The sequence below is a fragment of the Rhodoferax mekongensis genome, assembly GCF_032191775.1.
In the GTDB taxonomy this organism is placed as follows: domain Bacteria; phylum Pseudomonadota; class Gammaproteobacteria; order Burkholderiales; family Burkholderiaceae_C; genus Allorhodoferax; species Allorhodoferax mekongensis.
The window spans coordinates 2,474,808-2,494,746 of record NZ_CP132507.1; the positions used below are offsets into that span (position 1 = coordinate 2,474,808).

A 19,939-nucleotide genomic window follows, 5' to 3' on the forward strand; every position below is an offset into this window, starting at 1 on the left:
TGGGTGGCATTACTGTGGAGTTTCATGGCAGGCAGCGCGTGGGCAGCGCATGGCTATGCACTCTGGGGCGACCTGCAATATCCGCCGGGCTTTGCCCACTTCAGTTACGTCAATCTGGCCGCACCCAAAGGTGGTGAGTTGCGGCTGGTCAGCAACTTGCGAGTCTCCACCTTCGACAAGTACAACCCGTTCACCGTCAAGGGCTCGGCGCCTGCCTACCTCAGCAGCCTGATGTTTGACAGTCTGCTCGCCGGCGCATTGGATGAGACCGCGGCAGGTTACGGGCTGCTTGCCAAAGACGTGAGCGTGTCAGCAGATGGCTTGAGCGCCACCTTTGTATTGCGGACTGAAGCGCGCTTTCACAATGGCGATCCGGTGCTCGCGCGCGATGTGAAGCACAGCTTTGACATGCTTAAAGGCCCGCTGTCATCCCCCGGCTTCCGGACCCTGCTGGAAGACGTGGTGGGGGTGGATGTGCTGGATGAACGCACCGTGCGCTACCGCTTTGCCAAGCCCAACCGCGACCTGCCGCTGACCGTGGGCGGGCTGCCAGTCTTCAGCCACCGATGGGGCGAGGAGGGTGGCAAGCCCAAGCCCTTCGACCAGATCGTGATGGATATTCCCATCGGCAGCGGGCCTTACAAAGTGGGCCCGGTGAACTTCGGCAAAGACATTACCTATGTGCGTGACCCGCAGTACTGGGCGCGTGATCTGAACGTGCGCCGGGGTACCGCTAACTTTGACCGCATCACGGTCAAGATTTACAAAGACAGCACGGCCCGACTGGAGGCCTTGAAGGCGGGCGAGTTCGACCTGATGCGTTTTTTTTCTGCGGGGGACTGGGCGCGACGCGTCACCGGGCGTAAGTTTGACAGCGGCGAGTTGGTCAAGGCGGAGTTCAAACACCGGTTGCCCACGGGTTTCCAGAGCTATGTACTCAACACCCGCAAGCCCTTGTTGCAGGACGTGCGGGTGCGCCAAGCCCTGGGTCTGGCGCTGGACTACGAGTGGATGAACCGCCAGATGTTTTACGGCGCCTACCAGCGCGTGCAGGGGCTGTTTGGCAACACCGACTGCCAGGCCACCGGTCTGCCCCCAGAACAAGAGTTGGCACTCCTGAATCCGTGGCGAGGCAAAGTGCCGGACGCTGCCTTCGGCAATATGGCGATACCTCCGCGCACTGACGGTGAAGACTCCCTGCGCAATAACTTGCGCAAAGCCCAAGCCTTGCTCAAAGAGGCCGGCTGGACCTACCGCGACGGCACCTTGCGCAACGCCAAAGGCCAGGCCTTTGAGCTGGAGTACCTGGACAGCAATGAGGCCGGTGCACGGGTGGTGACTCCGTGGGCGCGTAATCTCGAGAAGATCGGCGTCACGCTCAAGTTCCGCCCGGTGGACTTTGCGCTGTACCAGCAACGACTGCAGAAGTTCGAATTCGACATCACCTCCATCGCCTACGCGGGTACCCAGAATCCCGGTCAGGAGTTTGTGGATTTGTTCAGCAGCAAAGCGGCAGACCAGGAAGACTCCGGCAATTTGAGTGGCATCAAGAGTCCGGCAGTGGACGCTTTGATTCAGCACATGACCGGCGCCAAATCTAAGGCAGCTTTGTTGCCCGCCTGCCGCGCGCTGGACCGGGTGATCGCCCACAGCCATGTGCTGGTACCCCAGTGGTCTGCGGCGACACACCGTATTGCCTACAACGCCTGGCGCCTGGAGAAGCCCGCGCAGATGCCGCCCTACGCCCAGGGCGAAGGTTGGGCCATTGACACCTGGTGGGCCAAGCCATGATGGTCTACACACTCAAACGGCTGTTGTTGATGCTGCCCACGCTGTTCGGCGTGCTGTTGCTGACCTTTGTCGTGGTGCAATTTGTGCCCGGAGGACCCGTGGAGCAGTATCTGGCGGAAGCCAAGGCAGGTGCCGGTGTGGGTGCGGAAGGCGGCATCAGTTATCGCGGCGCGCAAGGGGTAGACCCCAAGCGTTTGGAGCAGGCCAAAGCGCTGTATGGTTTTGACAAACCGGCGCCAGAGCGCTTCTGGCAGATGCTTACCCAGTTCGCCCGCTTTGATCTGGGTACCAGCTTTTTCCAGAACCGCAAAGTCTCGGAGCTGATCTGGGAGAAGCTGCCGGTCTCCATGAGTCTGGGTCTGTGGACTTTCTTTTTGAGCTACGGCATTGCGGTCCCGCTGGGCATCGCCAAGGCGGTCCGCGCGGGCTCCCGGTTTGATTTGGTGACCAGCATCGTGGTGCTGGTGGGATTCGCCATTCCCGGTTTCGTGCTGGGCGTGGCGTTGCTGGTGGTGTTTGGCGGGCAGTTGCAGTGGTTTCCGCTGCGCGGGCTGGTATCGGCAAATTGGGAGAGCTTGTCGTGGGGCGCCAAAGTGACGGACTACCTCTGGCACATCGCCATGCCGGTCGCAGCAATGGTGATGAGCAGCTTTGCCACCATCGCGATGCTCACCAAAAATTCTTTTCTGGAAGAAATCCGCAAGCAGTATGTCTTGACCGCCCGAGCCAAAGGCCTGCCCGAGCGCAAAGTACTGTGGAAGCATGTGATGCGCAACGCCTTGATTCCCATCGTGACCGGGTTTCCGGCTGCGTTCATAGGCGCTTTTTTTACGGGGTCCCTGCTGATCGAGACCCAGTTTTCGCTTGATGGCCTGGGCCTTTTGAGCTACGAGAGCGTGATCCGGCGTGATTACCCGGTCGTCTTGGGCACCCTGTACCTGTTTACGCTCATCGGCTTGGTGACCAAGCTGGTGTCAGACCTTTGTTATGCCTGGGTGGACCCGCGTGTTACTTTCGATTAGCCCCCTGAAGCAACCTCTGGTTGCCTCCCCCCTCAGGGGGGCCATGTCTGTGGCCCGGCAGAGCCGGTTCCACGGCATTCTGAGCGTGCGTTACCTCGGCAGTAACGCAGTGGTATTCGATGATGGGGTGTCTCAGTGAATTCCTTGTCCTCGTCTCTTTCCCTGCGCGCCTGGCGGCGCTTTCGCAGCAACCGACTGGGTTTTGCCAGTCTCATCATTTTTTGTGCCTTGGTGTTGCTGAGCCTCGCGGCCGAGCTGGTGTCCAACGACAAGCCGCTGGTCGTGGTGTACCAAGGCACGACCTATTGGCCCTTGGTGAGGGACTACCCGGAGACCACCTTCGGCGGCGACTTCGCCACGCCGACCGACTACCTGGACCCTTTCATTCAGCAAAAGCTTTCCGAGCCGGGCAACTGGGCGCTGTTCGCTCCCAACCGCTACGGCCCCAAGACACTGAATTACTTTGCGACCGCGCCCAACCCGGCACCGCCCAGCGCCGCCAACTGGCTGGGCACAGATGACCGGGGCCGTGATCTGCTGGCTCAGCTGCTCTATGGCTTCAGGGTCAGCGTGTTGTTTGCGTTGGCGCTGACCGTGACCGGTGTCTTGCTTGGCATCCTGACCGGAGCGATTCAGGGCTTTTTGGGCGGCAAAACGGATTTGGTGTTTCAGCGCTTCATCGAAATCTGGAGCTCCATGCCGGAGCTTTATCTGTTGATCATTTTCAGCGCCCTGTTTGCCCCCAGTGTGGGCTTGCTGCTGATACTGCTGAGCCTGTTCGGCTGGATGGGCTTGTCCGACTATGTGCGGGCCGAGTTTCTGCGCAATCGCCAGCTGGATTACGTGCGCGCAGCCAGAGCCCTGGGGGTGTCCAACCGGGCCATCATCCTGCGGCATATCCTGCCCAACAGCTTGACGCCGGTAGTGACCTTCCTGCCATTCCGCATGAGTGGGGCGATTCTGGCGCTTACCTCTTTGGATTTTTTGGGCCTCGGCGTTCCGCCCGGTACCCCTTCACTGGGCGAGCTGCTGTCCCAAGGGAAGAACAATATCGATGCCTGGTGGATTTCGTTGTCCACGTTTTGTGTGCTGGTAGTGACTTTGCTGCTGCTCACCCTGATGGGTGATGCACTGCGAGACGCCCTGGATCCCCGGAAGCAGGACACATGAGCAATCCAACTGCCTTGCTAACCGTGGAAGGGCTGCGGGTTGCGTTCGGTGGCCGGGAGGTGGTACGCGGCATCCACTTCGACATCCAGCCGGGGGAAAAGCTGGCGCTCGTGGGAGAGTCCGGCTCCGGCAAAACCATCACTGCATTGAGTTTGCTGGGTTTGGCGCAAGGTGCCAGCGTGACGGGGCTTGCGGACTTTGTGTCCGCATCCGGCCCTGTTGATTTGTTGGCCCTGCCGGAGCGGCAGCTGCGCGGCATACGCGGGCAAGACATCTCCATGGTGTTTCAGGAGCCCATGACGGCGCTGAATCCGCTATTCACCATTGGCAGGCAGATTGCAGAAGTTTTGGAAGAAAAACAGGGGCTGGCGCCCAAGGAATCTGTGCAAGCAGCTATTGAATTGATAGCGGAAACGGGCATTGACGACCCTGCGCGCCGTGCCGCTGCGTACCCGCACCAGCTCTCCGGCGGACAGCGCCAGCGCGCCATGATCGCCATGGCTTTGGCCTGTGCGCCCAAACTGCTGCTGGCGGACGAGCCCACCACCGCGCTGGACGTGAGCGTTCGGCAGCAGATTTTGGATTTGCTCACCGACTTGCAACGACGCAAGGGCATGGCCGTGTTGCTGATCACCCATGACTTGCATCTGGTCCGCAAGTTTGCGGATCGCGTGGCGGTGATGGAAAAGGGTGAAATCGTGGAGCAGGGCGTAGTGGCAGAAGTGTTTGCACGGCCCCAGCACGTCTACACCCGCCAACTGTTGGACAGCCTGCCGGTGCGCAATGTGCCTGCCGTGGCACCCGGTGCACCCTTTTTGCTCGAAGCCAAATCGGTCCAAGTGACCTACCCCATTCCCAGGCCGGGTTTTCGGGGGTGGTTCTCCAGCGGGCGATTCACTGCGGTGCACTCCGCCGACTTCCAGTTGCATCGCGGCGAGACGCTTGGCGTTGTGGGGGAGTCAGGCTCTGGCAAGTCCTCCTTGGCGCTGGCGGCTCTGTGTTTGACGGCTTTTGAGGGAGTGGTCCGGGTAGGCGGCAAAACGTGGTCCGGCAAAGCTGCGCGTGATGTTGGGCTGCGCAAACAGGTGCAAGTGGTTTTTCAGGATCCTTTTTCCTCCCTATCGCCACGGATGACGGTGGAGGAGCTGGTGGGCGAGGGTCTGGATGTGCATATGCCGGACTTGGCTGCAGACGCGCGGCGGCAGCGCGTGTTGACCGCGCTGGAAGTGGTCGGCATGGGAGAGCAGCAGTTTCCCGCCATTCTGCAGCGCTACCCCCATCAGTTCTCCGGTGGGCAACGCCAGCGTTTGGCGATAGCGCGGGCATTGGTGCTGGAGCCCTCCGTCATCGTGCTGGACGAGCCCACCAGCGCCTTGGATGTCACCATGGCGCAGCAGGTGTTGCGTCTTTTGCAGTCACTCCAGAAAGAACGTGGGCTTGCTTATCTGTTGATCACCCACGATGTAGCGGTCATCAAGGCCATGGCGCACCGGGTACTGGTGATGCAGGGGGGCAAAATTGTGGAATCCGGTAGTGTTGAAGCCGTCATGGAGGCACCTGTGCACCCTTACACGGTCAAGCTTCTCGCGGCGAGTACGTAATTTCCTTAAGAATCAAGGGACTTAGCGCGCTTTTCGAGTACAATCCAAAGCTCACGACCAAACGGGCGGGTAATCACCGCCCGTTTTTTTTGGGCTATCGTTTTTCACTCGCATTTCATTGCTCAACATTAGGCAGGCTTTACAGACGTGGCATTACAGGAAATCGTTGAACAAACCGTAGCAGGACTGGGATATGACTTGGTAGAGATTGAACGCTCTGCAGGAGGCTTGCTGCGCATTACCATCGATTTGCCCTGGGTCGCGCCTGTTGAAGGGCAGCCTGTGTCCGAGCAGTTTGTGAACGTGGAAGACTGTGAAAAAGTGACTCGCCAGTTGCAGTTCGCGCTGGAAGTGGATGGCGTGGAATACAAGCGGCTCGAGGTGTCCTCGCCCGGTATCGATCGCCCCCTGCGTCACACCCAGGATTTCGAGCGTTTTGTTGGTCATGTGATTGACATTACCTTGAAGGCGCCCATGGGGGCTGCCGCCAATGGCCAGGTCAATGCGAATCGCAAAAAATTCCGTGGCACGCTGGAGCGAGTGGCAGCGGCTGATGGCAGCACAGGATGGCAGATCGTCTGGAGCGATGCCCCTGAAGTCAAGCCCGGTCAGAAAGTCAGCAAAAAGCGTGTGCCGCCGCCCCTGCAGGCGCTGGGCTTTGCTTTCGACGAATTGCGGGATGCCCGTTTGGCACCCATTGTGAATTTCAAAGGCCGTGGCGGCCAAGGGCGGGCGGACGAGGCCTGAGTGCCCGTTTGTCACACCATCCGTTTTTGTATTGGTTGATTAGAGTGTTCAGGAGAGTCATGGCATGAATCGCGAACTGTTGATGCTGGTGGAAGCAATTTCCCGTGAGAAGAACGTGGAGCGTGATGTGGTGTTGGGCGCCGTGGAGGCGGCCCTCGCCCAGGCGACCAAAAAGTTGTACGCCGGTGATGTGGACATCCGTGTCGCATTGGATCGTGACAGCGGCAACTACGAAACTTTCCGGCGCTGGCATGTGGTGCCTGATGAGGCCGGTCTGCAACTGCCTGACCAAGAGATCCTGCTGTTTGAAGCCAAAGAGCAAATCCCCGATATCGAAGTTGACGAGTACATCGAAGAGCCTGTGGCGTCGGTGCCTATCGGCCGTATCGGTGCAATGGCCGCCAAGCAAGTCATTTTGCAAAAGATCCGTGATGCCGAGCGCGAAATGTTGCTCAATGACTTCATGTCGCGCGGCGAAAAGATTTTTGTCGGCACCGTCAAGCGCATGGACAAGGGCGACATCATTGTCGAAAGCGGCCGTGTGGAAGGCCGTCTGCGCCGCGGCGAAATGATCCCCAAGGAAAACCTGCGCACAGGTGACCGCGTTCGCGCCATGATCATGGAAGTGGACCTGACATTGCGCGGTGCGCCCATCGTGTTGTCGCGCTCTGCGCCGGAGTTCATGATCGAGCTGTTCCGCCAGGAAGTGCCAGAGATCGAACAAGGCTTGTTGGAGATCAAGTCCTGCGCACGTGATGCGGGTTCCCGCGCCAAGATCGCAGTGTTGTCCCATGACAAGCGCGTAGATCCCATCGGTACCTGTGTGGGTGTGCGTGGAACCCGCGTCAATGGTGTGACCAATGAGTTGGCTGGTGAGCGTGTCGACATCGTGTTGTGGAGCGAAGATCCCGCGCAGTTCGTCATCGGAGCCCTGGCGCCCGCGAACGTGACTTCCATCGTGGTGGACGAAGAGCGTCATGCGATGGACGTGGTGGTGGACGAAGAGAACCTTGCCATCGCCATCGGCCGTGGTGGTCAGAATGTCCGCTTGGCCTCTGAGCTGACCGGCTGGAAGATCAACATCATGGACGCCGCCGAGTCTGCCCAGAAACTGGCAAACGAAACGGATTCCGGTCGCAAGCTGTTCATGGAAAAGCTGGACGTGGATGAGGAAATCGCCGACATCCTGATTGCCGAAGGCTTCACCAGCCTCGAAGAAGTGGCCTATGTGCCCCTGCAGGAAATGCTGGAAATCGAGTCTTTCGACGAAGACACCGTGCATGAACTGCGCAATCGCGCCAAAGACGCGTTGCTCACCATGGAAATTGCCCACGAAGAGAGCGTGGAAGAGGTTTCGCAGAATCTGCGCGACCTGGTGGGCTTGACGCCTGAACTGATCGGCAAACTGGCAGATGGCGGTGTTCACACCCGCGATGAACTGGCTGACCTTGCCGTGGACGAATTGACAGATATTACCGGCCAGTCTGCGGACGAGGCCAAGGCCCTGATCATGAAGGCGCGTGAGCATTGGTTTACCAATGACGGCGCTTCTCAAGAGTAACGGTCATGAAAGGTTTCACAGAATATGACCAGTACGACCGTTGCCGAGTTTGCCAATGAACTCAAAAAATCTACCGATACCTTGCTCGAACAGCTGAAGTCTGCCGGAGTGCCCAAAGCCTCCGCCGCCGACGTGCTGACTGATGCTGACAAACACAGCCTCCTGAACTACTTGCAAAGCAGCCATGGCACCGCCAGCCCTGAACGCAAGAAGATCACACTGGTGAAGAAGCAGACTACCGAGATCAAGCAGGCTGACGCTACCGGTAAGGCCCGGACCATCCAGGTGGAAGTGCGCAAGAAGCGCACCTTTGTCCGCCGTGATGATGGTGTTGAAGGCGCAACCGAGGTGGAGGAGCAGGATGCTGTCTCTGCGCAGGCGGCTCAAGCGTTGGAAGACGCGGAGTTGGCGCGACGCGAAGAAGAGGCCAGCCGTCAGGCTGAGCTGATCCGTCGCCAAGAGGAGGAGCTGGCTCAACGCCGACGGGAGCGCGAAGAACAGGAAGCTCGCGCCAAGGCGGCGGCAGAACAGGCTGCTGCCGCTGAGCGCGAGGCAGAAGCTGCGGCCCGATTGGCCAAAGAACAGGCGATGGCACAAGCACAGTCTGCAGTCAAGGCTGCTGCTGCGCCTGCTGCAGAAACCGTCGATTCCGTGGCTGCCGCGCAGGCTAGCGAAGCTGCGGCCAAGGCTGCGGCCCAGGAGCGGGCTGCTGCCGCTGCACAGGCCTCCAAGGCCGCTGCTGCTGAAGAGGCGGCACGTGCTGCCGATTTGGGAGAGCGTCGTCGCAAGGCGGAAGCCGAAGCTGCCGCCATCCGCTCGATGATGGCTGCGCCCAAGAAGGTCATGGTTGCGCCCAAGAAGGTGGAAGAACCCAAGCCGGCAGCGGACGCCAAGGCCGCGATGAAAGGCACATTGCACAAGCCTGCCAACGGTTCCGCGGTTGCCAAACCGGCAAAACCTGCAGCCGGCGCACCGGGTGCGGGCGCACCGGCCGGCAATGGCAAGGAAGTCAAGTCCGCCAAGCTGTCCAGCAGCTGGGCAGGCGACACTGCCAAGAAGAAAGAACTCAAAACCCGTGGTGACACCACCGCAGGCGCTGGACGTTCCAGCAACTGGCGCGCAGGTCCCAAGGGCCGTCGCGGCAATGACCGTGATCGTGATGACCACCACAACCAGCAATCTGCTCCGGTGGAAGTACGTGTGATTGAAGTGCACGTACCAGAAACCATTACGGTTGCCGAGCTGGCGCACAAGATGGCGATCAAGGCATCTGAAGTCATCAAGCAGTTGATGAAGTTGGGTCAGATGGTCACCATCAACCAGCCTCTGGACCAGGACACCGCCATGATTGTGGTGGAAGAGCTGGGTCACAAAGCAGTGGTAGCTGCGCTGGATGATCCGGAAGCGTTTACCGACGACGAAGTGCAAGGCCAGGAAGCGCCTTCCTTGCCACGCGCACCTGTGGTGACCGTGATGGGCCACGTGGACCACGGCAAGACATCACTGTTGGACTACATCCGCCGTGCCAAAGTGGCTGCGGGCGAAGCCGGTGGCATTACGCAGCACATTGGTGCCTACCACGTGGAAACCCCCCGAGGCATGGTGTCCTTCCTCGATACCCCGGGTCACGAGGCGTTTACTGCCATGCGTGCCCGTGGTGCACAGGCTACCGATATCGTCATTTTGGTCGTTGCGGCCGACGACGGCGTGATGCCCCAAACCAAGGAAGCGATCAAGCACGCGAAAGCGGCTGGCGTACCTTTGGTGGTGGCAATTACCAAGTCCGACAAGCCGGATGCCAACCCCGATCGCGTCAAGCAGGAGCTGGTGGTCGAAGAAGTGGTGCCGGAAGAATATGGTGGCGACTCTCCGTTTGTGCCTGTGTCTTCCAAAACCGGCATGGGCATTGACGAGTTGTTGGAGCAAGTGCTGCTGCAGGCTGAAGTGCTGGAGCTAAAGGCTCCCGTAGACGCCATGGCCAAGGGCTTGGTGATTGAAGCCAAGCTGGACAAAGGTCGCGGTCCTGTGGCCACCATGCTGGTGCAGTCCGGTACTTTGAAGGTGGGCAATGTGGTGTTGGCGGGTCAGACGTATGGCCGCGTGCGTGCCATGTTGGACGAAAACGGTCACAAGATCGAAACCGCCGGCCCCTCCATCCCGGTGGAAATTCAGGGCTTGACCGAAGTGCCTCAGGCCGGCGATGAATTCATGGTGTTGTCCGACGAACGTCGTGCCCGTGAAATCGCCACCTACCGTGCTGGCAAGTTCCGTAACACGAAGTTGGCCAAGCAACAAGCCGCCAAGTTGGAAAACATGTTCTCCGATATCGGTGCTGGCGACGTCAAGACCTTGCCCATCATCGTCAAGGCCGACGTGCAGGGCTCCCAGGAAGCATTGGCAACCTCTTTGCTCAAGCTGTCGACCGAAGAGGTCAAAGTGCAAATGGTCTACTCCGCCGTGGGTGGTATCAGCGAGTCCGACATCAACTTGGCCATTGCATCCAAAGCGATCGTTATCGGCTTCAACACCCGTGCCGATGCCGGTGCACGCAAACTGGCTGAAGGCAACGGCGTGGACATTCGTTACTACAACATCATTTACGACGCTGTAGACGAGTTGAAGGCAGCCATGTCCGGCATGCTGGCGCCCGAGAAGCGGGAAGAGATCATCGGTATGGCCGAGATCCGCACCGTGTTCGTGGCGTCCAAGATCGGCACGGTGGCTGGCTGTATGGTGACCAACGGTTTTGTGACCCGCAACGCGCATTTCCGTTTGCTGCGCGACAACGTGGTTATCTATACCGGCGAGCTGGACTCCCTGAAGCGCATGAAGGACGATGTACGCGAAGTCAAGGAAGGCTTCGAGTGCGGTATCAAGCTCAAGAACTACAACGACATCAAAGAAGGTGATCAGTTGGAGTTCTTCGAAGTCAAAGAAATCGCCCGTACCCTGTAAGCGAGAGAACCCGAGTGCGCAAAAAGTCAGCTACACCCAATCGCAGCTTTCAGGTAGCCGACCAGATCCAGCGGGATCTGGCCGAGCTGATCGCGCGTGAGCTCAAGGATCCGCGGGTAGGCATGGTCACGATCCAGGGCGTGGAAGTCACGCCTGACTACGCCCATGCCAAGGTCTTCTTCAGCTTGCTGGTTGGCGATCCGGTGGAGACGGCGGAAGGTCTGAACCAGGCTGCGGGCTTTTTGCGCGCCGGTCTGTTCAAGCGTTTGCATATCCACACGGTGCCTACATTGCATTTCATTTTTGACCAGACCACGGAACGTGCGGCTGACATGAATGCCTTGATAGCACGCGCGGTGTCATCGCGCGCCAAAGAGGATTAAACACATGAACGCGCCACGTGCACGGGTTGCAAGGCGCCCTGTGCATGGGGTGCTGTTGCTGGACAAGCCGATCGGCCTGTCCAGCAATCAGGCTTTGCAGAAAGCCAAATGGTTGTTGCGGGCTGAAAAAGCAGGACACACCGGAACGCTGGATCCTTTGGCTACAGGCGTGTTGCCCTTGTGCTTTGGCGCGGCGACCAAATTCAGCCAGATGCATCTGGATGCGGACAAAGCTTATGAAACTACCGTGCGGCTGGGCATTAAAACCAGTACGGCCGATGCGGAAGGCGATGTGCTGAGTGAGCGGCCGGTAGATGTTTCGCAAGCAAAGTTGGATGCCGTGTTGCAGCAGTTCACCGGGCCCATCGCCCAGGTGCCGCCCATGCACAGTGCCTTGAAGAAGGACGGCAAGGCGTTGTACGAGTACGCGAGAGCAGGGATTGAGGTGGAGCGCGAGCCCCGCCATGTGGTGATTTATGCATTGAAACAGCTGCCAGCGCCCATGGATACTGCACAACCAGCTATCAAATTAGTAGTGGAGTGCAGCAAGGGAACCTATATCCGAACCCTGGGTGAGGACATTGGCGAGGCTTTGGGTTGCGGTGCGCATTTGAGCGCCTTGCGCCGGATCCGCACGGGTGGGTTCGATACCAGCCAGTGTGTGAGTCTGGAGGCCCTGGAGGCCATGACCGAAGAGCAGCGGCTGGCGTGTCTCTTGCCCGTCGAGGCTATGCTGCCGCAGCATGTGTCTGTCACATTGGACAGTGAGAATGCGGCACGATTTTTGAGTGGCATGCGCAGGCGCGGAGCGTGGGCGGATGCCGAGCAAGTGGCGGTCTACGCCACGATGCCGAAGGCCCTGTTGGGCACGGCACAGGTGAAAGCCGGGGAGTTGATCCCCGTGCGTTTGCTGAGTCCGCAGGAGATCAGCGAAACCTTGGGCCAGCAGCAGGCCCTGGAACAGAGTTTGAAACAGAGTAACGAAACCTTGGCCCTTGGGGCGTAAGCAGAAAGTGAACCATGAGTAAACAAATCCGAAACATCGCCATCATTGCGCACGTTGACCACGGCAAAACCACCATGGTTGACCAGTTGCTGCGTCAGTCCGGCACCTTTGCCGAGCACGAAAAAGTGGTTGACACCGTGATGGACAACAACGCCATCGAAAAAGAACGCGGCATTACGATTCTGGCCAAGAACTGCGCCGTGAGCTGGGAAGGTACCCACATCAACATCGTGGACACCCCCGGACACGCGGACTTCGGCGGTGAAGTGGAACGTGCCCTTTCCATGGTCGACAGCGTGTTGCTGTTGATTGATGCGCAAGAAGGCCCCATGCCCCAGACCCGATTCGTGACGAAGAAGGCCTTGGCCTTGGGTCTGAAGCCTATTGTGGTTGTGAACAAGGTGGACAAACCCGGCGCCAACCCCGACAAGGTGGTGAACGCTGCATTTGACCTGTTTGACAAACTGGGGGCGACCGACGAGCAGCTGGACTTCCCCGTGGTGTACGCCTCCGGTATCAATGGCTGGTCTTCCCTGGAAGAAGGCGCTCCCGGTGAGCAGTGGGGCCCCGACATGTCGGCCCTGTTCAACACCATCCTGAAGCACGTTCCACCGAACTCCGGTGACCCGACAGCACCCTTGCAGTTGCAAATCTCTGCACTGGACTTCTCCAGCTTCGTCGGACGCATCGGCGTGGGCCGTATCAGCCAAGGCACGCTGAAGCCCATGCAAGATGTGGTGGTGATGGAGGGGCCGGACGGCAAGTCGGTGAAGGGCCGTGTCAATCAGGTATTGACCTTCCAGGGCCTGGACCGCATGCAAACACCTCTGGCCGGTCCTGGTGACATCGTGTTGATCAACGGTATCGAAGATATCGGTATCGGCGTGACGGTGACCGATCCAGCCAATCCCCAGCCACTGCCCATGCTGAAGGTCGATGAGCCTACCCTGACCATGAACTTCTGCGTGAACACCAGCCCCTTGGCCGGTCGTGAAGGCAAGTACGTTACCAGCCGCCAGATCTGGGACCGCCTGCAAAAGGAACTGCAACACAACGTGGCGCTGCGCGTCAACGAAACCGATGAAGAAGGCGTGTTTGAAGTCATGGGTCGTGGTGAACTGCACCTGACCATCCTGCTGGAAAACATGCGCCGTGAAGGCTATGAAATGGCCGTGTCCAAGCCCCGCGTGATGTTCAAGGACATCAATGGCGAGAAGCACGAGCCTATCGAGCTGGTGACCGCGGACATCGAAGAACAGCACCAGGGCGGCGTGATGCAGGCACTGGGCGAACGCAAAGGCGAGTTGATCAACATGGAACCGGACGGCCGTGGCCGTGTCCGTTTGGAATACCGCATTCCTGCCCGTGGCTTGATTGGCTTCTCTAACGAATTCCTGAACTTGACCCGTGGTTCCGGCCTGATCTCCAACATCTTTGACAGCTATGAGCCGCACAAGGGTGACATCGGTGGCCGCAAGAACGGTGTGTTGATCTCCATGGACGACGGTGAAATTTTCACCTACGCCTTGGGCAAGCTGGACGACCGCGGTCGCATGTTCGTGAAGGCGAATGATCCGGTGTACGAAGGCATGATTGTGGGTATCCACAACCGTGACAACGACCTGGTGGTGAACGCAACCCGCACCAAGCAGCTGACCAACTTCCGCGTGTCCGGCAAGGAAGATGCGATCAAGATCACTCCCCCGATCGAGCTGACTTTGGAATACGGCGTCGAATTCATCGAGGACGACGAGTTGGTCGAAATCACGCCCAAATCGGTGCGTCTGCGCAAGCGCTACCTGAAAGAGCACGAGCGCAAGCGCGCATCCCGCGAGTAATTCATGGGCCGGCGAGAGCCGGTGCATGAACGCCCCGCAGGGGGAATCAACGTCCGCGGTCCGGCTCAGCTGGTCCCGCGGCGTTGTTGTTTTCACCATGCCTGCTTTCAAGGCATGTCAGCACAGGAAACTGCATGAAGCTCACCCACAACCGCGCTGTCTTGCTGATGGTGTTGGTCGCCCTGATGTGGTCCACCGCCGGCGTGGTGACACGCCATTTGGAATCTGCGCGAAGCTTCGAGGTGACCTTTTGGCGCTCGTTTTTTACGGTGATCAGTTTGCTGGTGATCCTGCCCGTGGTCAGCGGAAGGGGTGTGTTCGCCAAACTGCGCAGTGCCACACCGGCCTTCTGGCTTTCAGGCGTGTGCTGGAGCGTGATGTTCACCGCCTTCATGGTGGCGCTCACCCTGACCTCGGTAGGCAATGTGTTGGTCACCATGTCCATGGGGCCGCTGCTCACCGCATTGATGGCGCGCATCTTCATCGGGCACCGGATACCGGCACGCACCTGGGTGGCGGTGATGGTGGCAGGCGCGGGCATTGTGTATATGTATGCGTCCCAAGTCGACAGCATCACGCTGTGGGGAACCCTGGTCGCCTTGTGTGTGCCGATTGCAGGCGCGACCAACTGGACGGTGACGCAACACGCACACACCCATGGGCATGACATCGACCTGATGCCCGCCGTGTGGGTGGGCGGCGTGATTTCGTGCATCCTCACCTTGCCCTTGGCGCTGCCCTTGCAGGCAACTGCACATGACGTGGCCCTGTTGGGATTTCTGGGCGTCTTTCAGCTCGCCGTGCCCTGTGTGTTGAGCGTGCGGGTCGCCCAGGTGCTGAAGGCGCCAGAGATATCCTTGCTTCAATTGCTGGAGGTCATTTTCGGCATTCTGCTGGCATGGCTGGGCGCGAACGAAGTGCCTGGGAGTGCTGTTTTGTCCGGCGGTGCCTTGGTCATCGGTGCACTGCTGGTGAATGAACTGATTGGATGGAGACAACGCAAATGAAACACGGAGACTGGGGTCTGGATGTCGTTACCGAGGTGAGCGGTGGGGTGGGTTACATCACCTTGAACCGGCCAAAAGCATTGAATGCCTTGAGCTTGGGTATGGTGCGCTCGCTCACCACGATTCTTTTGGCGTGGAAGGACGATTCCAGTATCCATGCAGTGGCCATCCGCGGCAGCAACAAAGAAGGCCCCTTCGGAGGATTTTGTGCAGGCGGGGATATCCGCTTTTTCCACGCTGCGGCACTGGCAGGCGACCCGGCGCTGGAGGACTTCTTCACGGAGGAGTACGCACTGAACCACCTCATCCACACCTACCCCAAGCCTTACCTGGCATTCATGGACGGCATCGTGATGGGCGGGGGCATGGGTATCAGCCAAGGTGCATCACACCGTTTCGTGACCTTGCGAACCAAAATGGCCATGCCCGAAACCAATATAGGCCTGTTTCCGGATGTAGGCGGGGGCTATTTTTTGAGCCGTTGTCCGGGTAGTACCGGCGAGTGGTTGGCCTTGACCGGTGAGGTGATTGGCGCAGACGCTGCCATTGCGGTGCGTTTGGCGGACTACGTGCTGGACGCAGGCCGACTCCAGGAAGCCTGGGATGCCTTGGCTGGTGTGGATTGGGAGTCTGCAGGTTCACTTGACGCTTGGATTGCTACATTTTCCATAGCTGCTCGCGCAGATTCCATGGTCGCTAGAGATCAAATTGATGCCTATTTTTCTCTGGCGGATGTGCAGTCTATCGTGGGTGCTCTGGAGGCCGACAGGTCTGAGTGGGCGCAACATACGGCGGCTACTTTGCGCAAGCGTTCGCCGCTGATGCTGCATGTGGTGCTGGAGCAGGTGCGCAGAGCGCGCACCATGAGCCTGGCCGAGGACTTGCGGATGGAGCGTGACATGGTGCGGCACTGCTTCGTCACCCGCCATTTGGATCGCGCCGGAGCGCGCAGTGAAACGGTGGAGGGTATCCGTGCACTTGCCGTGGACAAGGACCACCAGCCACAGTGGAACCCGGCACGGATTGAGGATGTGACCACCGCCATGGTGGCCCCTTTCTTTGACAGCCCATGGCCCACGAACGCTCACCCCTTGCGTACGCTTTTCTGAGGCGAACCTGCGACTTCGCTCAGCGCGGAAGTTGGGCGTACACAGTTTCGGACAAGGCCATGAGGGCAGGGCGGTCCAAATCGCCGGTCAGGGCATAACCGAAATTGCGGTCTACCCAGTAAAAGCTGAGGTTCTGGCCCTGTTGGCTGAACTGGAACGAGGTCGCGGTGGGGGATGCGTCGGTCGTGCTTGTGAGCCCCCCCACATACAAGGTGACGCGCTTGCCCGTGGCATTCTCGAACATGAACTGGGCGCGGGCACCGCTATCCCCCGACAAAAGACGCCCGCCCATCAGCTGAAAGCCCTGGGCAGACAGATCGGGCACTTTGAGTTCGCGCCCCAAGCGTTTGGAAAGCCACTGAACCAGATGCTGTTGTTCTGCTGCACTGACTTCGACGGGGTGCTTCACTTCCGGCGAAAACACGGCATGGGCCACACTAGCCTGCATGACAAATGCCTTTTCGCTGCGCTGTTGGCTGGCGTAAGTGCCATTATTGAACCCGCTCAGCACAGGTTGCAAAAACCAGCCCATTCCGAATGCAAACAACACGCTGGCAGCCATACCACCCCAGAGAATCCATTGGGTTCTTTGCTGTTGACGCTGACCGAGTTGTGACGCCGCCTGCAGCAGATGCGTCGGCAATGGTTCATCCAGAACGTCAGCGTGCAATTCACTGATGCGTTGGTTCAGGCGTTTCCATTCCTGTGCATCTGCCAGTAATGCGGGGTGCTCCCGTAGTTGGTCTTCCAATGTCGCGCGCTGATCCTCCGGCAGGCGCCTGTCAACCCAGGCATGCACATCATCCGGGCGCGGGGGAGGGGAAGAGGGGTGATTCATAGGCAGACTCTCAACGGACTCGTTGGAGAGGAACAACGTCCGCACCGCGTTTGCTGCTGGCGGGCGATCCATCCATCAGGTGTTGCAAACGTGTCCGGGCCCGGGACAACCTTGACATCACGGTACCCAAGGGGCTGCCGGTGATCTTGGCCACTTCTGCATAGCTCATGTCTTCCAATGCCACCAGCAGGAGGACGGTTCTCTGGTCCTCGGGGAGTTGGAGCAGGCAACGTTGCAGGTCCAAGCGACTGTCAGCGTGAGACGTGGGCGCAGTGAGGCCGGAGGCTTCTCCCTCAAGCCCTTCCGGATCGGTCGCCGCTTGATGCCGGATGATTCGCCGTACATCACTGACGTAGATGTTGTGCATGATGGTGAACAACCATGCGCGCAGGTTGCTGCCTGCGGTCCATAAGGTCCATTTCGTGCAGGCACGTTCTAGTGTGTCCTGCACGAGATCATCCGCGGCCCATACGCTGCCGGTAAGCGCTCTGGCGTAGCGGCGCAGCGCAGGGATCTGATTTTTGAGCTGCGCTGCATCCATGGTCAATCAGGGGGTGACGGTGCGCCAGACGTTTTGCACGCCATTGCCGGTGACGTCTCCGGGCTTGGCGTCCTTGATCCAGAAGTACAGGGGTTTGCCTTTGAGAGCCCACTGCTTCTTGCCGTCATCGCGGGTGATGATGCTGTAGTCGCCGCTGGCCTTGTCGGTGTCCGAGGCCATCAGTGGGGGCCAATTGATCGCGCATTGACCATTGCACACCGATTTACCACTGCCGGTTGTGTCTTTGTCAAAGGTGTACAGGGTCATGCCGTTGCTGCCCGTCAAAATGCCGCCATTCACGGCAACGGGTGCCGATGGCGCCATGGCCGCGCAGCCGCCCAGCAAGGCGGCGGAAAGTGTGGCGATCGCGAGAAATTTCATGGAGTACTCCGGAGTTGTAAAGCCCGCGGGATGCGTGCTTACCAGATAAACGCCGGACCATGACGGTTTATTCCATGCCGCCAGAAAAAATTCAACGGTTTCGGTCTTTCATGGCGCGTTCGACTTCCCGCTTGCCCTCGCGGTCTTTGATGGTGTCTCGCTTGTCGTGCTCGGCTTTGCCTTTGGCCAGGGCGATGTCGCACTTCACTTTCCCGTTTTTCCAATGCAGGTTGATGGGCACTAGCGTATAGCCCTTTTGTTCAACTTTGCCGGTCAGGCGCTTGATTTCTTCCTTGTGTAGCAGCAGCTTTTTGGTGCGGATTTTGTCCGGACTGACGTGGCTGGAGGCCGTGTGCAAAGGGTTGATCTGTAGGCCGATGATGAACATTTCACCATCGCGAATGACCACATAGCCGTCGGTCAACTGCACTTTGCCTTCGCGCAGGGATTTGACCTCCCAGCCTTCGAGCACAAGGCCAGCCTCGAAGCGCTCCTCAAAGAAATAATTGAAGGCGGCTTTTTTGTTGTCGGCGATGCGGGAGGCAGTTTCGGGTTTTTTGGCCATGGAGTGAAAGTGGGGGCAACGGGCAGAATTGAAAGACACGCATTGGGGCTTGTCTACAATCCCGCGCAACTCTGCATTCTATGAAAACTGTCAACAAGTCCGTCCTGATCTGGTACACCCCTGCCGAAATGTATGCTTTGGTGACGGATGTCGCGAGGTATCCCCAGTTTTTGCCATGGTGTGATCACGCCCAAGTGCTCGAGCAGGATGAAGCTGGCATGACCGCCGAGGTGGGCATTTCATTCGGCGGTATCCGGCAGACTTTTGTCACACGCAACACCCATGTGGATGCGCAGCGTATCGGCATGCAGCTCGTCAAAGGCCCCTTTTCAAATCTCGATGGCGCGTGGAGCTTTGCGGCGGTGGGCGATGGCAGCCAACGTGCCTGCAGAGTGAGCCTTGCGCTGAATTACGGTTTCGAGAATGCCACACTCGGCAAGCTGGTGGGACCTGTTTTTGACAAGATCGCTGCAAACCTCGTGGATGCATTCGTAAAGCGCGCACAGCAGGTCTATGGCGACTGAGGCGACGACGTTGACGCCAGACGGCACACTGTCAGTGACGGTGGTTTATGCTCCTGCAACGCGTCGAATCGAGCAGTGTCAACTGTCGATGAAAAACGGTGCTCTGGTGGCAGAGGCCATTTTTGAAAGTAAGTTGCTGAACGCCTTGTCGGCGGACCTGGTTGACGCTTTGCTCGTGAGTGTCTGGGGGCGGAAGGCGGGCCTCAAGGACCGATTGCGGGATGGAGATCGCATTGAAATCCTTCGCGATCTGAGGGTAGATCCCAAAGTAGCTCGCAGAGAGCGCTTCGCAAAACAAGGCGCGAAGTCAGCAGGTTTGTTTGCGCGGCGCCGTGTGGGTGGCAAGGCTGGATACTGACGCTCTTTGCGGTCTGACTGATTCTGCTACTTGCAGTCAGCGTCGATGACACCTTGAATGCGCTGCGCCTCAGCTGCTCGGGCTGCGTCATCCAGAAACTCGCGCTCGCCGGCCGCATTGGTACGAGATATGCGGGCGCCTGAATCAAACGTTGCCTTCGCTTGGCGTGCCAGTTTGCAGTTGTCGGCTTTGGCTTTGGCGATGCGCTCGTCTTCAGCTTTTTTCTTGGTTGCTTCCGCTGCTTCTGCCTGTTTTTTCTTGGCATCCAATGCTTTGTCTACACCTGCGTCTTTTGGGAGGACGGGCACTGCGTCTGGCGCAGAAGCGCCGGTGTTCGCCGCCTCCGGGGCAACTGACGCTGTAGCAGGCTTGCTGCCGGCTGGACGTTTCAGAATGTTTTTCTCGGGAACCTCAGGTCCGGGCCCCCGGTCGCTAAAAATTTTTCTTCCATCCTTGTCTATCCACTGCCACTGAGCCACAGCGCTGAATGAGGCGATGGTCAAGGTTATGGCTAAGAGGGGCTTGATCAGGTTCATATCCGA

At 58.8% G+C, this 19,939-nt stretch carries 19 protein-coding genes; 14 read left to right on the plus strand and 5 right to left on the minus strand.

The genetic code is table 11. The features are described 5' to 3' along the window. Positions 1-24 precede the first annotated feature (24 nt). The 12 genes from RAN89_RS11890 to RAN89_RS11945 all read left to right on the plus strand — a co-directional run bounded on the left by RAN89_RS11890 (position 25) and on the right by RAN89_RS11945 (position 16,190). Positions 25-1,791 (plus strand): extracellular solute-binding protein, encoded by a 1,767-nt coding sequence (locus RAN89_RS11890; protein WP_313866505.1) that lies wholly within the window; start codon positions 25-27, stop codon positions 1,789-1,791. Further along, positions 1,788-2,813 carry a microcin C ABC transporter permease YejB gene (locus RAN89_RS11895; RefSeq protein WP_313866506.1) on the plus strand — a complete coding sequence of 342 codons (1,026 nt, stop codon included), beginning with the start codon at positions 1,788-1,790 and terminating at the stop codon, positions 2,811-2,813. Before RAN89_RS11890 ends, RAN89_RS11895 begins: the two co-directional genes overlap by 4 nt. A gap of 135 nt (positions 2,814-2,948) precedes the next feature. Beyond that, positions 2,949-3,983, plus strand: a complete 1,035-nt coding sequence (locus RAN89_RS11900) for an ABC transporter permease (protein WP_313866507.1) — start codon at positions 2,949-2,951, stop codon at positions 3,981-3,983. Next, positions 3,980-5,584 carry an ABC transporter ATP-binding protein gene (locus tag RAN89_RS11905; protein ID WP_313866508.1) on the plus strand — a complete coding sequence of 535 codons (1,605 nt, stop codon included), beginning with the start codon at positions 3,980-3,982 and terminating at the stop codon, positions 5,582-5,584. The genes RAN89_RS11900 and RAN89_RS11905 overlap by 4 nt, the downstream gene beginning before the upstream one ends. Before the next feature lie 147 nt (positions 5,585-5,731). Further along, complete coding sequence (gene rimP, locus RAN89_RS11910) at positions 5,732-6,331, plus strand: ribosome maturation factor RimP (RefSeq protein ID WP_313866509.1); 600 nt, start codon at positions 5,732-5,734, stop codon at positions 6,329-6,331. A 64-nt stretch (positions 6,332-6,395) separates the two neighbouring features. Beyond that, positions 6,396-7,892 carry a transcription termination factor NusA gene (gene nusA / locus RAN89_RS11915; RefSeq protein ID WP_313866510.1) on the plus strand — a complete coding sequence of 499 codons (1,497 nt, stop codon included), beginning with the start codon at positions 6,396-6,398 and terminating at the stop codon, positions 7,890-7,892. A 24-nt stretch (positions 7,893-7,916) separates the two neighbouring features. Beyond that, complete coding sequence (gene infB / locus RAN89_RS11920; protein ID WP_313866511.1) at positions 7,917-10,847, plus strand: translation initiation factor IF-2; 2,931 nt, start codon at positions 7,917-7,919, stop codon at positions 10,845-10,847. 14 nt (positions 10,848-10,861) lie between these two features. Then, the gene (gene rbfA / locus RAN89_RS11925; protein ID WP_087493804.1) at positions 10,862-11,230 is read left to right on the plus strand and encodes a 30S ribosome-binding factor RbfA; all 369 of its coding nucleotides are present in this window, start codon (positions 10,862-10,864) and stop codon (positions 11,228-11,230) included. 4 nt (positions 11,231-11,234) lie between these two features. Further along, positions 11,235-12,236 carry a tRNA pseudouridine(55) synthase TruB gene (gene truB, locus RAN89_RS11930; protein ID WP_313866512.1) on the plus strand — a complete coding sequence of 334 codons (1,002 nt, stop codon included), beginning with the start codon at positions 11,235-11,237 and terminating at the stop codon, positions 12,234-12,236. A 14-nt stretch (positions 12,237-12,250) separates the two neighbouring features. After that, positions 12,251-14,074, plus strand: a complete 1,824-nt coding sequence (typA, locus tag RAN89_RS11935; RefSeq protein ID WP_313866513.1) for a translational GTPase TypA — start codon at positions 12,251-12,253, stop codon at positions 14,072-14,074. Positions 14,075-14,208: 134 nt separating this feature from the next. Then, positions 14,209-15,081: a DMT family transporter gene (locus RAN89_RS11940; RefSeq protein WP_313866514.1), complete on the plus strand. Its 873-nt coding sequence runs from the start codon at positions 14,209-14,211 to the stop codon at positions 15,079-15,081. After that, positions 15,078-16,190, plus strand: coding sequence for an enoyl-CoA hydratase/isomerase family protein (locus RAN89_RS11945; RefSeq protein WP_313866515.1), 1,113 nt, complete (start codon positions 15,078-15,080; stop codon positions 16,188-16,190). Before RAN89_RS11940 ends, RAN89_RS11945 begins: the two co-directional genes overlap by 4 nt. A gap of 19 nt (positions 16,191-16,209) precedes the next feature. On the opposite strand, the gene RAN89_RS11950 is transcribed toward RAN89_RS11945, so the two are convergent. The 4 genes from RAN89_RS11950 to smpB form a co-directional block, all read right to left on the minus strand. After that, positions 16,210-17,028 carry an anti-sigma factor family protein gene (locus RAN89_RS11950; protein ID WP_313866516.1) on the minus strand — a complete coding sequence of 273 codons (819 nt, stop codon included), beginning with the start codon at positions 17,026-17,028 and terminating at the stop codon, positions 16,210-16,212. Between the two features lie 10 nt (positions 17,029-17,038). Then, on the minus strand, positions 17,039-17,569 hold the full coding sequence (locus tag RAN89_RS11955) for an RNA polymerase sigma factor (RefSeq protein WP_313866517.1): 531 nt from the start codon (positions 17,567-17,569) through the stop codon (positions 17,039-17,041). A 6-nt stretch (positions 17,570-17,575) separates the two neighbouring features. Next, positions 17,576-17,950 carry a COG4315 family predicted lipoprotein gene (locus RAN89_RS11960; protein WP_313866518.1) on the minus strand — a complete coding sequence of 125 codons (375 nt, stop codon included), beginning with the start codon at positions 17,948-17,950 and terminating at the stop codon, positions 17,576-17,578. Positions 17,951-18,041: 91 nt separating this feature from the next. After that, complete coding sequence (smpB, locus tag RAN89_RS11965; protein WP_313866519.1) at positions 18,042-18,515, minus strand: SsrA-binding protein SmpB; 474 nt, start codon at positions 18,513-18,515, stop codon at positions 18,042-18,044. An 80-nt stretch (positions 18,516-18,595) separates the two neighbouring features. Between smpB and RAN89_RS11970 the strand changes: the two genes are divergently transcribed. After that, entirely contained in the window at positions 18,596-19,039 is a 444-nt protein-coding gene (locus RAN89_RS11970; protein ID WP_313866520.1) for a type II toxin-antitoxin system RatA family toxin, read from the plus strand. A gap of 10 nt (positions 19,040-19,049) precedes the next feature. After that, a complete protein-coding gene (locus RAN89_RS11975) occupies positions 19,050-19,397 on the plus strand; it encodes an RnfH family protein (protein ID WP_313866521.1) in 348 nt (115 codons plus the stop codon). Between the two features lie 26 nt (positions 19,398-19,423). On the opposite strand, the gene RAN89_RS11980 is transcribed toward RAN89_RS11975, so the two are convergent. After that, positions 19,424-19,933 carry a DUF4124 domain-containing protein gene (locus RAN89_RS11980; RefSeq protein WP_313866522.1) on the minus strand — a complete coding sequence of 170 codons (510 nt, stop codon included), beginning with the start codon at positions 19,931-19,933 and terminating at the stop codon, positions 19,424-19,426. Positions 19,934-19,939: the final 6 nt, after the last annotated feature.

Bases quoted from the DNA above. Each gene is read 5' to 3' on its own strand.
- RAN89_RS11890 (WP_313866505.1), top strand. From the start codon at position 25: ATGGCAGGCAGCGCGTGGGCAGCGCATGGCTATGCACTCTGGGGCGAC.
- RAN89_RS11895 (WP_313866506.1), top strand. From the start codon at position 1,788: ATGATGGTCTACACACTCAAACGGCTGTTGTTGATGCTGCCCACGCTG.
- RAN89_RS11905 (WP_313866508.1), top strand. From the start codon at position 3,980: ATGAGCAATCCAACTGCCTTGCTAACCGTGGAAGGGCTGCGGGTTGCG.
- nusA (WP_313866510.1), top strand. From the start codon at position 6,396: ATGAATCGCGAACTGTTGATGCTGGTGGAAGCAATTTCCCGTGAGAAG.
- infB (WP_313866511.1), top strand. From the start codon at position 7,917: ATGACCAGTACGACCGTTGCCGAGTTTGCCAATGAACTCAAAAAATCT.
- truB (WP_313866512.1), top strand. From the start codon at position 11,235: ATGAACGCGCCACGTGCACGGGTTGCAAGGCGCCCTGTGCATGGGGTG.
- typA (WP_313866513.1), top strand. From the start codon at position 12,251: ATGAGTAAACAAATCCGAAACATCGCCATCATTGCGCACGTTGACCAC.
- RAN89_RS11940 (WP_313866514.1), top strand. From the start codon at position 14,209: ATGAAGCTCACCCACAACCGCGCTGTCTTGCTGATGGTGTTGGTCGCC.
- RAN89_RS11945 (WP_313866515.1), top strand. From the start codon at position 15,078: ATGAAACACGGAGACTGGGGTCTGGATGTCGTTACCGAGGTGAGCGGT.
- RAN89_RS11950 (WP_313866516.1), bottom strand. From the start codon at position 17,028: ATGAATCACCCCTCTTCCCCTCCCCCGCGCCCGGATGATGTGCATGCC.
- RAN89_RS11955 (WP_313866517.1), bottom strand. From the start codon at position 17,569: ATGGATGCAGCGCAGCTCAAAAATCAGATCCCTGCGCTGCGCCGCTAC.
- RAN89_RS11960 (WP_313866518.1), bottom strand. From the start codon at position 17,950: ATGAAATTTCTCGCGATCGCCACACTTTCCGCCGCCTTGCTGGGCGGC.
- smpB (WP_313866519.1), bottom strand. From the start codon at position 18,515: ATGGCCAAAAAACCCGAAACTGCCTCCCGCATCGCCGACAACAAAAAA.
- RAN89_RS11970 (WP_313866520.1), top strand. From the start codon at position 18,596: ATGAAAACTGTCAACAAGTCCGTCCTGATCTGGTACACCCCTGCCGAA.
- RAN89_RS11980 (WP_313866522.1), bottom strand. From the start codon at position 19,933: ATGAACCTGATCAAGCCCCTCTTAGCCATAACCTTGACCATCGCCTCA.